Origin of the sequence: Morganella psychrotolerans (genome assembly GCF_001676155.1) — a bacterium.
In the GTDB taxonomy this organism is placed as follows: Bacteria; Pseudomonadota; Gammaproteobacteria; order Enterobacterales; family Enterobacteriaceae; genus Morganella; species Morganella psychrotolerans.
This window is the reverse complement of the sequence record NZ_LZEW01000012.1, coordinates 344,543-357,893: the sequence shown is the minus strand read 5'-3', so window position 1 is coordinate 357,893 and position 13,351 is coordinate 344,543. Positions and strand designations below refer to the sequence as shown.

Here is a 13,351-nt window from a genome sequence, read left to right as displayed (position 1 = left end):
AGCCGGGCCTCAGGACATCAGGTCAGCCGGCATTTCAAATGCTGCACGCCGACGACGCTCTTTTACAATCTCATCCATACGATTACGGTCAACAACGATCAATGCTTGTGTCGGACATACTTCCACACATGCAGGACCGCCCGCACGGGTATTACAAAGATCACACTTATGGGCTTCAGCACGATACTGCGGGATAGTATTCAGTGCGGTGGCCATCTGCGCAACCGGACGGCTGATCACTTCCATTGTGCCGTAAGGACAGGCAATAACACAGGTTTTACAGCCGATGCATTTTGACTGATCGACATAAACAAAATCATCTTTACGACTGATAGCGCCGTTCGGGCAAACATTGGCACACGGCGCATCTTCACACTGACGGCATACAACCGCCGTACTGATAGTGTACCCTTTCATCACATGGATACGGGGGAAAAAACCATCCTTAACCATGGTTTCAATACCGGTTTCCTGCTCTTGGTGGGCAACGACACAAGCGACTTCACAGGTGTGACAGCCAATACATTTTTTTGGGTCTGCAATGATGAAACGGTTCATCATACTCTCCTGAATGATACACGACGACCTCACACCCGGCATTCCCGGTGCAGCCATCTTCTGATTAGAATAATCAGGAAACAAGCATGCATCGTGCCAGTTTTGCATTTTTTTTAAAAACCAGTGAAATCAGCGTATTAATAAATAGTGCTGTCGAACTGTGTACCATACTAAAAATAGTCGTCACATAATTCGACATTTTTGACGATAATGTTTTTATCGTTATGTGTCATAATATATTAAGTTTTCACCCCGGAGAAAAATAGGGGATTGGATCAAACTTAAATCAGACAACGATATTCTTTTTTTTATAGAGTCATTACAATAATGGTTATTACCTCTCTGAAACTTATTTATACCTAAAACTATTCAGAGCAGGATTATTTTTAAGAGCAAACCGTCGGATCAGGAATGATGAAGACGAAGACGAGCGGAGACGTTGTGGACAATACTGAAAAGACCGAACACATACGCCATGAACGTGACCAGTACAGAATATTGGTTGATATCACAAATTCTGTCCTGTCCCATCTGGAGATGGATGGATTAGTTGCTGAAGTATCGCGTGAAATTCACCGGTTTTTCGGACTGAGCCAGATAAGTATTGCACTGTGCGACAACTACAGTTCTGCTGTATACCTTTGTTATTCAAGCTATTACCAGCGTTCTAAGCCGGTTGAGAAAACACTGTATCATCTGAATGAACTGCATCCGGATCTGGCGCAGGTGCTTGACAGTAATCAGCCTATGCGCCTGACACTCAACAGCGGAACGCAAGATCCGCTGTATCAGCATGTCTGCGCCCAGGGAATGTCAGAAACACTGCTGCTGCCACTGGCCTTTAACCATAAACCACTTGGTGTTTTGGTGTTATCCCATGAAAACAATACTGTTTTCACGGATGACAGCTGTAATTTACTGAAACAAATTGCAGCCCGGTTTGCGATTGCTGTCGATAATGCGGCGGCTTACGGGGAAATTACCCGTCTGAAAGACAGCCTGAAACATGAAAATCTGTGGCTGAATGAACAGATTCATAATAATGAAAGCTTCAGTGAAATCATTTTCCAGAGTGATGCCATGCGCAACATTCTTGAGCAGGTGGACCTGGTTGCCAACAGTGACAGCACCGTGCTTATCCTCGGTGAAACCGGCACCGGGAAAGAACTTATCGCCCGGGCAATCCATCGCCTGAGCGCCCGCCATCACCGCAGTATGATTAAAATGAACTGTGCGGCCATCCCGTCAGGATTGCTGGAAAGCGACCTGTTCGGGCATGATAAAGGCGCGTTTACCGGAGCTGCCACAACCCATATCGGCCGCTTTGAAATGGCAGATAAAAGCACCCTGTTCCTGGATGAAATCGGTGATATGCCGTTAGATCTCCAGCCAAAATTGCTGCGGGTATTACAGGAGCGGGAGATTGAGCGGATCGGTGGTAATAAGGTTATCCCGGTCGATGTCCGGCTGATTGCCGCCACTAACCGTAACCTGAAATCCATGACGGACGACCGTGAGTTCCGTGAAGATCTCTACTATCGCCTGAATGTGTTCCCTATCTGGATCCCGCCGCTGCGCGACCGTCCGGAGGATATTCCGTTGCTGGCGACCTGGTTCACACAAAAAATTGCACAGCGGATGAACCGGAAAATTGACTGCATTCCCCGCGATTCACTGGAAAAACTGGCCCGTTATCCGTGGCCCGGTAATGTGCGCGAGCTGGAAAATGTGATTGAGCGGGCGGTTATCCTTACACGCGGTAACACACTGAATATTCAGCTGCATGAGCTTAATATCCCAAAGCTTTCCCGCCTGAAAACGGCGCTTGAAACACCAAGTTCACTGGAAAAACGGATGCAGACCACCGCACCGGAAAATGATGATGAAGAGCGGGACCGGATTATTGATGCACTGAAAGCCACCAATGGTGTGGTCGCCGGGGCGCGGGGAGCCGCAACGCGTCTGGGACTGAAACGCACCACGTTATTATCCCGCATGCAACGGTTAGGTATTTCCGTACAGGATATATTTGAAGAAGATAATCATTAATCTGATATTTGTTTTTATAATGATTTTTTAAATAAGAATGCGTCTCAAGAAAAAGTATTTCGCAATTAAACAAAATACCTGTCGCAATATGTTCATTTATTCTTTATGCACGACATTGTTACCAGAAATCAGAAACTGAATTAATACCGTTTAATTGTTAGTTTAATAATTAAATTATAGAAAATAAAAAAACCAGCGGTCATTTCTGAGCGCTGGTTTTTTTATCATATTACGACGACGGAATTAACACCCTTCCGCTGCTTCACGCAGACGGCGTTTAATAGCGGTATATTCCTGAACAACATAATGTTCAGCCTTATGCTGATCCGCAATAGGTTCAATGCGCACCGCACAGTATTTATATTCCGGTGTTTTGGTAATCGGGCTGAGGTTTTCTGCCACCAGCTCATTACACGCACCAATCCACCACTGGTAAGTCATGTAAATCGCCCCTTTGTTAGGACGATCGTTGACGTTCGCACGGGTGATAACTTTACCCTGACGGGATGACACCCAAACCAGTTCCTGATCTTTAATGCCCAGCTCTTTCGCATCAGCTGTATTGATCTGAACAAAACCAGGTTCATCTGCCAGTGCAGCCAGTGCTTTACAGTTACCGGTCATTGAACGACAAGAGTAGTGACCGACTTCGCGGACTGTTGCCAGTACCATCGGATATTCATCACTCAGTTTGTCAATCGGCGGATGCCAGTCACAGGTATAGAACTGCCCTTTGCCGTTCGGGGTATCAAACTGCCCGCCGTCATACAGGTATTCTGTTCCCTGGTCACTGTCATCAACGTCACGGCACGGCCACTGGATATACGCGAGATCTGCCATTTTTTCGTACGTCGCACCATAATAGATAGGGCAGAGTTCACGTAACTCATCCCAAATCTCTTTGGTGTTATTGTAGTGCATCGGGTAACCCATCGCGGTGGACATCAGACTGATAATTTCCCAGTCTTTTTTCACATCACCGACCGGCTCAACCGCTTTATAGAAGCGCTGGAAGCCGCGATCCGCTGCCGTATAAACACCTTCATGTTCACCCCAGGATGTGGCAGGGAAAATAACGTCAGCAATTGCCGCCGTTTTGGTCATAAAGATATCCTGGACTATCAGCAGTTCCAGTTTGTCGAAGGTACGACGGATAGTTGCCAGATCCGGCTCAGTCTGAAGCGGATCTTCACCCATCACGTAGTGTGCTTTCAGCACGCCCTCATCAATAAAGTGCGGAACTTCACTTAACGGAATACCTAATTCTTCCGGCATTTTATCAATGCCCCAGAATTTGGCGAATTTCTCCAGTGATGCTTTATCTTCCACATACTGATAACCCGGCAGTGTATTCGGCAGTGCGCCCATATCACAGGCACCCTGAACGTTATTCTGACCACGGACAGGGCCGACACCGACATGCGGTTTACCCATGTTACCGGTCAGTAACGCCAGACTGGTCAGTGCGCGGACAGTTTCCACACCCTGATAGAACTGCGTAACACCCATACCCCACAGAATGACGGCATTTTCAGCTTTCGCATACATGCGGGCAGTTCTGCGGATATCATCGGCTTTAAGACCGGTTGTCGCTTCCACTGATTCCGGTGTGTATGGCGCAACTAACTCGCGATACGTATCGAATTGCTCTGTATGTACATCGATAAAGGCTTTATCTTGCAGATTCTCTTCGATAATAACATGCGCGAATGCATTGATAAGCGCAATGTTAGAGCCGTTTTTCAGTGGTAAGTGAATATCTGCAATACGCGCAGTTTCAATATAACGCGGATCACAAACAATAATCTGGGCACCTTTCTCTTTCGCTTTAAGAATACGACGGGCGACGATAGGGTGTGAGTCTGCGGCATTGTAACCGAAGACAAAAATACATTTGGTATCTTCAATCTCAACGATTGAATTACTCATTGCGCCATTACCGACCGAACGCTGCAGACCTGCAACCGAAGGGCCGTGTCAGACACGCGCACAGCAGTCGATATTATTACTACCGACCGCTGCACGTACGAATTTTTGCATCACAAAGTTAGCTTCATTACCCGGACCACGGGATGACCCGGTAGTCATAATCGCTTTCGGGCCGTACTTCTCTTTGATAGCCAACAGACGGGAACTGGCAAACTCAATCGCCTCTTCCCAGGAAACCGGTTCCAGTTTTCCACCGCGTTCGCGGCGGATCATCGGACTTTTTAAGCGGGGGGTTAAAATCTTGGTGTCATGAATGAAGTCCCAGCCGTAATACCCTTTCAGGCAGAGCTCTCCTTCATTAGTGTGACCATTTGCGCCCTCCGCGCCAATGATCTTCCCGTTCTCCACCTTCAGGTTAATTTTACAACCAGAGGCGCAATACGGGCAGACGGTGATGATTTTTTCCATCAACATTGCTCCTATATCGTATCTTAGCGGATAAATACCGCCTTATCGCCACTAATCATGCAGGGTTTATGCCAGTTTTAAGATTTAAACCGAATTTCCTTAACCCATTGAATGTTTTTGTATTATTTTTATCTTGTTTTTATAATTAGTGACTGTGACGGGCGACGGTGTGGACGGACTCGTCAAAAATGTCGAACTTTTATCACCGTTATCAGGTGATGACACTGACACCGGCAGGAACTTTACAATTGCATGATGAATTATAACTGTGATAAAGAAGTATATGATGATGGTGATCAATCATCTCTGCCCCGGTTTTTTCCGTATTTCATAACAGTTTACGAATAATTTCGCCCTGATTGTCGATATCGGTTCCGGGGCGCTGCTCTATACTCAACGTCATTCAAGATGCAGGCAGGCGGCAAAGGAAGCCAGACTGGGAACATAGATAAACTATGTGACCCGGCTGGCTGAGTGCAGCCAACGAACCTGCAGTTTGAATGAATAAGGGTATACAATGATAAAGACTTAATTTTGCTACTCTTTCCCGCCTGATAATGCGCGTGGCTCCGTGTATTATCAAAATAATAAAAGAGAGATAAATACCTGATATGAAAGTTAATGATATTTTAATCGCCCTGCTGGTTGCCGTGATTTGGGGGGTGAATTTCGTGGTCATTAAAGTGGGGGTAACCGGTATTCCGCCATTATTCCTCGGTATGCTGCGCTTTCTGTTTGTGGCGATCCCTGCCGTATTTTTTATTCCGCGCCCGAAAATTGCCCTCAATCGCCTGGTTATCTACGGTCTGACAATCTGCTTCGGTCAGTTTGCGTTTTTATTCAGTGCCGTAAAAGCCGGAATGCCGGCTGGTATTGCCTCTGTCGTACTCCAGTCTCAGGTTTTTTTCACTATCGTGCTCGGCGGGTTGATCCTCAAAGAGTCACTTAAATTCAGCCAGGTGGTTGGTATTATTGTCGCGGTTGTTGGTCTGACTGTGCTGGCAAAAGGCGGAGATTCCGGCAGCCTGACAGATATTCCTTTTATGGCGCTGATGATGACTCTGGCGGGCGGCTTTTCCTGGGCATGTGGTAATATCTGCAACCGACTGATTATGAAAGAAACGCCGGACTGTAACGGAATGTCCCTGGTGGCATGGAGCGCACTGGTGCCGATTATCCCGTTTCTTCTGATGTCACTGTATGTTGAAGGTGCGGACGCGATTATCAGCAGCATCTCTCATATCAGCCTGCTGACCGTGGGCGCGATTATGTATCTTGCCTATCTCTCCACCTTTGTCGGTTACACATTATGGAGCCGTTTATTAGGTCGCTATGAAACCTGGCGGGTCACACCCTTTGCCTTACTCGTACCGTTCGCGGGGATTGCCAGTAGCGCGCTGTTGCTGGGTGAAACCATCACCATGATGCAGTTCGCCGGTCTTGGCTTTATTATGGCAGGGCTGATTTTGACTGTGTTTGGCAAGCGGCTGGTGTCTATGATTATCCGTCCGCGAAACGTATCCTGATACACAGGTAAAAATACCCCGTTCAACTATCATTGCACGGGGTATTTAATCTGTTACTGATTTTTCATCATTTCACTCATATAACGCTGCCGCAGCATGTCTTCACCAAACAGTAATTCACGCGGATCGGCGTAATCACTCTCTCCCCGCAGATCATTCTCCGGCGTCTGTGTATAAATCGGTGTTCTGTCTGTATACCCCGGCACCGGCGGTGCTTCAGACCCGCAACCATCTGTTATCCCTTCCCACAGATTAATTTTTGCCTGCTCTGCTTCACTCAGCGCTGCATGTTTATTCACTGTGGCATAGATCGGTTCAGATGTTGATTCATCACGTAGCACAGGTAGTTCCTGTGACTCCCCGTCAAAATTGGCTGCTGCGTAGTGACCTCCGTCATCGTCCACAGGAATCGGCGGCAGTGACCGTGATAACAATTCCTGTGTTGTTTTTACTACAGCCTGTTCAGCCGTACCGAAGCTAATTTCCGCATACTCACTTTCAGCCGCTTTTCCGGGAATCTGCGGAAGCGGACGCGAAGCCATATCTATGGTTATTTCTCTGCCCGGTTTTGCGCTGCCCTGCTGTCCGGCGAGGTGATTACCGAATGACGAAAGCACATTGGAAAACGCAGATTTAATGGCATTCCAGGCATTTGATAAGATTGATTTTATCCCGGATGAACTGACATACGACGATGAACTGCTACTGCCGGTTGAGCCGTATGTATCATTATTCAGGGTCTGAATCGCCTGATGTCCTTGTGTTCCCTGTACAGGTCCCATAGTAACTCCCTTTATGGTGTTTTAAGATCCGGATTTTACTTCTTTATGCAGATTTATCAGCGTATTGAACTGATCTGAAGTCTGTACCATTTTTGAACAACCGGTTTCACGTAGTTGCAAAACTATTTCCTCCGGCGTGTTCTTATTACCAGGCTTCAATATTTCCATCGCACCGGCAACAACGCCGGTACGACCGATTCCGGCACTGCAATGAATAAATGGCTGAGGGTTGTAACTACTGTCTTGTTTAACCTTCTGCTCAATTTTCTGATTAATACCTGAAACCAGTTTCGTCAGTGCCGAAGAATCAACGGTGGTGCAGTCTTCCCAGTTATTAACATGTATAACCGATATAGGTGTTGTTTTGCCGTTTACTGTTATTTCTATCCGGTAATTATGCAATTCCAGGTTACCTGCCATTGCAGTACGCGCTGCCGGGTTAAATTTGCATGCGACAGAAACATCGCTATATTGATCACTTTCTTTGAAATACGCAGGAAGCCTCCTGCCCTCAATATCCTTATCAGAAGAAAGCACAACCAATACCGCCGGTTTTTGATCTGCCAGCATACATAGATGGTCGCGAAGTCCTTCTGGTTTAGGGTACTGACTGCGCATCGCCAGATCTATCCCGTCAACCTTCATTTGGTTTGCAGGCAGACCTTTGCCTTGCGGTGTAAACAACCGGGTTGCTGCGCAGGTATCAATATTACCAAAGCGTTGATGATTGGTTCTGGCAATAAAATTATCCGGATCAAGCCGGTCTGATGTTTTTATTTCCAATTGCTTAAATGCATTTCCCGACATGCCCGTTTTCATATCCGGAACGAAAGGTGTCAGTTGAGGTGCCGCTCTGCGTTGTGCCAGTGATAAATGCGCCCCCTCTCCCGGTAACGGCATTCTGGCGCGTTCCTGTGATGATGGCGGTGATGGTGCATGAAAAGACGGGGGCTGCATAAATTCATGTACCCGTGACGGAGGAACCGGTGCCGGGCGGGATGGCGGTTGCATAAGGGCGGTAGTTGGTACGCAAGTGTCATACACCGCATTACGATGATTTGAACCCGCAGTTGTATGATGCTGGCGTAACGGAACATTATCAAAAAGAGAATGTTCCGGGCGGGGCAAAGGTGCAGGAGGACGGCTTTGTGACGCCTGTAACACCATCGTCCGCCCCTGATGCTGTGTTTTAGGTGGTAAAGGCGGAGGAGATTGTTCCTGCCCCTGCCGGCTATGCACAGATAATTGCTGATGAATATTAGGCATCATAATTCCTTTTATGATTAATGGAGATCCAACAGATAATCTGCTGATTTTAATAAATACTCGAATAACTCAATTACCTGGCTGTCTTCCGTTCCGCTCAGCGGCAAACGGCTCCAGATAACCCACTCTTCTTTTTCATTAAGTGAAATAACCGGCTGCCCGGCAAGCTGCGTTAATGCATTCAGCTTCATGATATTCCGCATCAATTCATCACTTTGTGTAATGTGTGGTAACTCACCTACATTCGCTGAGATATACCAGTCTGATGCATCAATGATGGTAAGGGACAGAGAATAGCGTTCATCAATGGTTAACATAAAAGTATGTTGATCTGCCGCCGGTGGCGGAGCGTCCAGACCAATATGGCGCAGCAGCATCATGGCAATACGGTGAAATGATACTAAATCCGGCATGTCGATTCCTTTATTGTTCAGATAATGCCGATATTATGACAAACAATCAAAATCATGCTTTTACATTTAACTCATACTATAAGTTTATTATTACAACAAAACATATAAAAACAAAATACAACAAGAAACTCTAATATTTGTTTTATTAAAGAAATAATAATAAAAATAGACATAATTAAGAATCAAACAATATAATGAGGATGACAAGATGAGAATGAGTGATATTCCGGGATACCAGGTAAACATTGAAATACCATCACCTAAAATTGAAGGTAAAATATTAAACTCACTTAATTTTAAAAAAATTATCTGAAAGAATAAATTACATTCAAAACACAACCATGAAATTCAACCTTAATAAAAACACATTAACAACCGATACAAGGGAACTTAGTAAAAACATACTGATAACAGTCAGCAGAACAAATATACCGATGATAAAACCAGGTGAAATACCGGATAGCGATTTTATATCACGTACAGAAAAAAACTTAAATCAAGGTATAAAAAAAGTGGATTGAACAAGAAAGAACTACGTTTATCTCAGCATTTATCAACCGGACCATCGACCAAACGTGCAGAGGAAACCACGCAAAAATTGGTAGTGATGCTAAAAAAAAATCTATTTAATGAGATACATAACGAATACTTTAAGAATGAAAAACTTGATTGCAGATGTGCAAATTCATCGATACTTCAGACAATACTCAATGACAACGATCTGAATAAAAAAAATAATCAATATAAATATAGACAGCGCCATTCCTGATGAAATTGAAAATATAATGCTAATGAAAATGGATGAAATCATAAATAATATTAAAAATCAAAAATCAGATATTGAAGTCATACAAAACAAGCAAAAAGAACTGGCAAGCTTTCAGGGATTATATAAAACAGCATTATTAACAGAAAGAATGTCAGTCAGATCTGATATTTATCATAGTATATCTGAAAACATATTCAATACATTATTATGTGATAAATTTTATGGTGAAAACTCCGGTGCGGTTAAATTTGATGAAGTAAGAGAAGAGATCAAAAATAGGGTGCTTTTAAAATCAACCCCGATAACAAACACACCACGTTTCTTTTTCTCTGATGCTCATCTTTCTGTTACTACAAAAACGCCTGATGACAGTAACAATAAGTGAAATAATAATATAAATATTAATCAGAAAAGATATTCATGTTCTATGTTTCTCTTTCGGGGCATTCACTCTGTGAATGTCCTCTTTTTATCATTTTCCAGACGCACTTATCACCTGCCTGAAACCACAAACACGCTACATTGCACTAACAGTGATTAATCTAACATTATTGAAATAAATTAACACAAACGCGATCGGAACGATGGGAACTAAGTAGAATTAGTGATATTCCTCTGCAGTACAATTTGATAATAACAAACCGAAACTACTCTACTTTACTCATTCGGACAGGTGAAATTATGAAAGCGTTCAAGCAACTCACGGGCTTTCTGCTCGCGATTGTCGGTGCCTTTGCCCTCGGATATATCGCGCTGAACCGGGGTGAGCAAATCAATGCACTCTGGATTGTTGTTGCGGCTGTCTGTATCTATCTGGTGGCGTACCGGTATTACGGGATTTTTATTGCGGAGAAAGTATTAAAAGTCGATGCAACCCGGATGACACCCGCGTTTAAAAATAATGACGGGCTTGATTATGTACCGACAGATAAAAAGGTTCTGTTCGGTCACCACTTTGCCGCCATTGCCGGTGCAGGTCCGCTGGTCGGTCCGGTTCTCGCGGCACAAATGGGCTATCTTCCCGGCATGCTCTGGTTGCTGGCCGGTGTGGTATTAGCCGGTGCGGTACAGGATTTCATGGTGCTGTTTGTCTCTACCCGCCGCAACGGGCGCTCCCTCGGAGAGTTGGTTAAAGAGGAAATGGGGAATGTTGCCGGTGTTATTGCCCTGATCGCCTGCTTTATGATCATGGTGATTATCCTCGCCGTTCTGGCAATGATTGTGGTGAAAGCCCTGACACACAGCCCGTGGGGAACTTACACTGTCGCCTTTACTATCCCGCTCGCCTTTTTTATGGGAATTTACACCCGCTATATCCGGCCGGGCTGTGTCGGGGAAGTCTCTGTTATCGGGCTGGTTTTCCTGATTTTTGCGATTATTTCCGGCGGCTGGGTAGCAGAAAGCCCGACCTGGGCTCCTTATTTTGATTATGACGGCGTTCAACTGACCTGGATGCTGGTCGGTTATGGTTTTGTCGCGGCGGTTCTGCCGGTCTGGTTACTGCTGGCACCGCGTGATTACCTGTCTACCTTCCTGAAAATCGGCACCATTATCGGGCTGGCAATCGGTATTTTAATCATGCGCCCGATGCTGGAAATGCCTGCGCTGACCAAATTTATTGATGGCACAGGTCCGGTCTGGGCGGGCGATCTCTTCCCGTTCCTGTTTATCACCATCGCCTGTGGTGCGGTATCCGGCTTCCATGCACTGATTGCCTCCGGCACTACGCCGAAAATGCTCGCCAATGAAAACCAGGCCTGTTTTATCGGCTACGGCGGCATGCTGATGGAATCGTTTGTTGCCATTATGGCGCTGGTCGCCGCCTGTGTGATCGACCCGGGCGTATACTTCGCAATGAACAGCCCGATGGCAATGCTGGCACCGCCGGGAACCACTGATGTTGTCGCATCTGCTGCCAGTGTGGTGAGCAGCTGGGGCTTCCAGATAACTCCTGAAACTTTAACCAATATTGCCAATGAAGTCGGCGAACAAAGCATTATCTCCCGCGCAGGGGGCGCGCCGACACTCGCGGTCGGTATGGCGTATATTCTCCACGGTGCGCTCGGCGGGCTGATGGATGTCTCTTTCTGGTATCACTTCGCCATTCTGTTTGAGGCGCTGTTTATCCTGACCGCAGTCGATGCGGGAACACGTTCTGCCCGCTTTATGTTGCAGGATCTGCTCGGCGTGATTTCCCCGGCACTGAAACGGACAGACTCACTACCGGCAAACCTGACCGCCACCGCGCTGTGTGTGCTGGCGTGGGGTTACTTCCTGCATCAGGGCGTGGTCGATCCGCTCGGCGGTATCAATACCCTGTGGCCGCTGTTTGGTATTGCCAACCAGATGCTGGCAGGTATGGCGCTGATGCTGTGTGCTGTGGTTCTGTTTAAGATGAAACGCCAGGCTTACGCCTGGGTGGCACTGGTGCCGATGACCTGGCTGTTAATCTGTACCATGGTTGCCGGTTGGGAAAAAGTGTTCAGCGAAGATGCCCGCGTCGGCTTCCTGGCTGTCGCGAATAAATTCAAGGCAATGATTGACAGCGGGAATATCCCGGTGCAATACACTGAGTCACAACTGTCACAACTGGTGTTTAATAACCGTCTGGATGCCGGTCTGACGATGTTCTTTATGGTTGTCGTCGTGGTGCTTGCCATCTTCTCTGTGAAGACCGCGCTCAAAGCACTGAAGTCAGATAAACCAACCGATAATGAAACACCTTATGAGCCAATGCCGGAAAACTACCTCGATTTAGTGGCAAACAGCAAATCTGCGCACTAAACTCTGGTATACTTGTTGTACTGATACCGGCGGGCAACCGCCGGTTTTCCATCCGCAAGACAGTTTCAGGGTTATAATTATGTTTGATACTCTCGCAAAAGCAGGACGTTATCTCGGGCAGACCGCTAAAATGATGATTGGCGTACCCGATTACGATAATTACGTACAGCATATTAAAAATACCCATCCTGATCAGACGCCGATGACCTATGAAGAGTTTTTCCGTGATCGCCAGGATGCACGCTACGGCAGCAAAGGCGGACCTAAGTGCTGCTGATACAGCCGACGGATTTGACATAAAAAAATACCGCAAATCTCTGCGGTATTTTTATTTATCAGCCATAGCAATACATCAGCGGCAGTTATTTTCCTGCTGACGCATCAATTGCCCCAGACGTGCAGAGACTTTTTCCCGCGCCTCTCCTTTTGCTATCCCGTTACCAATCCCGAAATCCCCCAGAAAACCCAACACAGTTTTTCCGTTAAATTCGCCGGTTTTTTCAATGTCTTCCTGAATACTGCGCGCTTTTGCAATTTCAAGTTTAAGTGAGTCACAATGCAACAGTGCAGATTCTTCTTTAGTAACAGCCGGGGTTTGCGGGTATTGCTTGGTTGCACAAGCAGACAGCAGCAGGGCAAGCGGGATAATAACAACTAATTTTTTCATGGTATTACGTCTCATCAGCGGAAGAAAAAAAAATCCTCTGTACCATAAAAAAAAAGCCCTGCCGGAAGATATCTGATTTCAACCCTGATTTCTGCATTCCGGTAAATTACACTATAAAAAAAAACCGCCTGATCATTTCA

General features: G+C 46.0%; 12 protein-coding genes. 6 read left to right on the top strand and 6 right to left on the bottom strand.

Annotated elements, in window-relative coordinates; all coding sequences use genetic code 11:
• Positions 1-9: 9 nt before the first annotated feature.
• Positions 10-558, bottom strand: coding sequence for an electron transport protein HydN (gene hydN / locus AYY16_RS12030; RefSeq protein WP_067366703.1), 549 nt, complete (start codon positions 556-558; stop codon positions 10-12).
• 411 nt (positions 559-969) lie between these two features.
• On the opposite strand from hydN, the gene AYY16_RS12025 reads away from it, so the two are divergent.
• Positions 970-2,607 carry a sigma 54-interacting transcriptional regulator gene (locus AYY16_RS12025; protein WP_223861220.1) on the top strand — a complete coding sequence of 546 codons (1,638 nt, stop codon included), beginning with the start codon at positions 970-972 and terminating at the stop codon, positions 2,605-2,607.
• A 243-nt stretch (positions 2,608-2,850) separates the two neighbouring features.
• On the opposite strand, the gene fdhF is transcribed toward AYY16_RS12025, so the two are convergent.
• The gene (gene fdhF, locus AYY16_RS12020) at positions 2,851-5,004 is read right to left on the bottom strand and encodes a formate dehydrogenase subunit alpha (RefSeq protein WP_082970714.1); all 2,154 of its coding nucleotides are present in this window, start codon (positions 5,002-5,004) and stop codon (positions 2,851-2,853) included.
• 611 nt (positions 5,005-5,615) lie between these two features.
• Here fdhF and AYY16_RS12010 point away from each other — a divergent pair.
• Entirely contained in the window at positions 5,616-6,530 is a 915-nt protein-coding gene (locus AYY16_RS12010; RefSeq protein ID WP_067366689.1) for an EamA family transporter, read from the top strand.
• 53 nt (positions 6,531-6,583) lie between these two features.
• On the opposite strand, the gene AYY16_RS12005 is transcribed toward AYY16_RS12010, so the two are convergent.
• The 3 genes from AYY16_RS12005 to AYY16_RS11995 are packed head-to-tail and all read right to left on the bottom strand — an operon-like array spanning position 6,584 to position 8,991.
• Entirely contained in the window at positions 6,584-7,312 is a 729-nt protein-coding gene (locus tag AYY16_RS12005; RefSeq protein ID WP_067366686.1) for a hypothetical protein, read from the bottom strand.
• Between the two features lie 21 nt (positions 7,313-7,333).
• Entirely contained in the window at positions 7,334-8,581 is a 1,248-nt protein-coding gene (locus tag AYY16_RS12000) for a protein-tyrosine phosphatase family protein (RefSeq protein ID WP_082970713.1), read from the bottom strand.
• 14 nt (positions 8,582-8,595) lie between these two features.
• The gene (locus tag AYY16_RS11995) at positions 8,596-8,991 is read right to left on the bottom strand and encodes a type III secretion system chaperone (RefSeq protein WP_067366681.1); all 396 of its coding nucleotides are present in this window, start codon (positions 8,989-8,991) and stop codon (positions 8,596-8,598) included.
• Between the two features lie 516 nt (positions 8,992-9,507).
• Between AYY16_RS11995 and AYY16_RS21705 the strand changes: the two genes are divergently transcribed.
• The 4 genes from AYY16_RS21705 (at position 9,508) to AYY16_RS11980 (ending at position 12,821) form a co-directional block, all read left to right on the top strand.
• Positions 9,508-9,621, top strand: coding sequence for a hypothetical protein (locus AYY16_RS21705; protein ID WP_156665007.1), 114 nt, complete (start codon positions 9,508-9,510; stop codon positions 9,619-9,621).
• A gap of 167 nt (positions 9,622-9,788) precedes the next feature.
• A complete protein-coding gene (locus tag AYY16_RS11990) occupies positions 9,789-10,145 on the top strand; it encodes a hypothetical protein (protein WP_156664998.1) in 357 nt (118 codons plus the stop codon).
• Positions 10,146-10,441: 296 nt separating this feature from the next.
• Complete coding sequence (gene cstA, locus AYY16_RS11985; RefSeq protein WP_067366673.1) at positions 10,442-12,544, top strand: pyruvate/proton symporter CstA; 2,103 nt, start codon at positions 10,442-10,444, stop codon at positions 12,542-12,544.
• Positions 12,545-12,623: 79 nt separating this feature from the next.
• Positions 12,624-12,821 (top strand): YbdD/YjiX family protein, encoded by a 198-nt coding sequence (locus AYY16_RS11980; RefSeq protein ID WP_067366670.1) that lies wholly within the window; start codon positions 12,624-12,626, stop codon positions 12,819-12,821.
• A gap of 75 nt (positions 12,822-12,896) precedes the next feature.
• On the opposite strand, the gene AYY16_RS11975 is transcribed toward AYY16_RS11980, so the two are convergent.
• Positions 12,897-13,211: a hypothetical protein gene (locus AYY16_RS11975; protein WP_067366667.1), complete on the bottom strand. Its 315-nt coding sequence runs from the start codon at positions 13,209-13,211 to the stop codon at positions 12,897-12,899.
• Between the last annotated feature and the right edge of the window lie 140 nt (positions 13,212-13,351).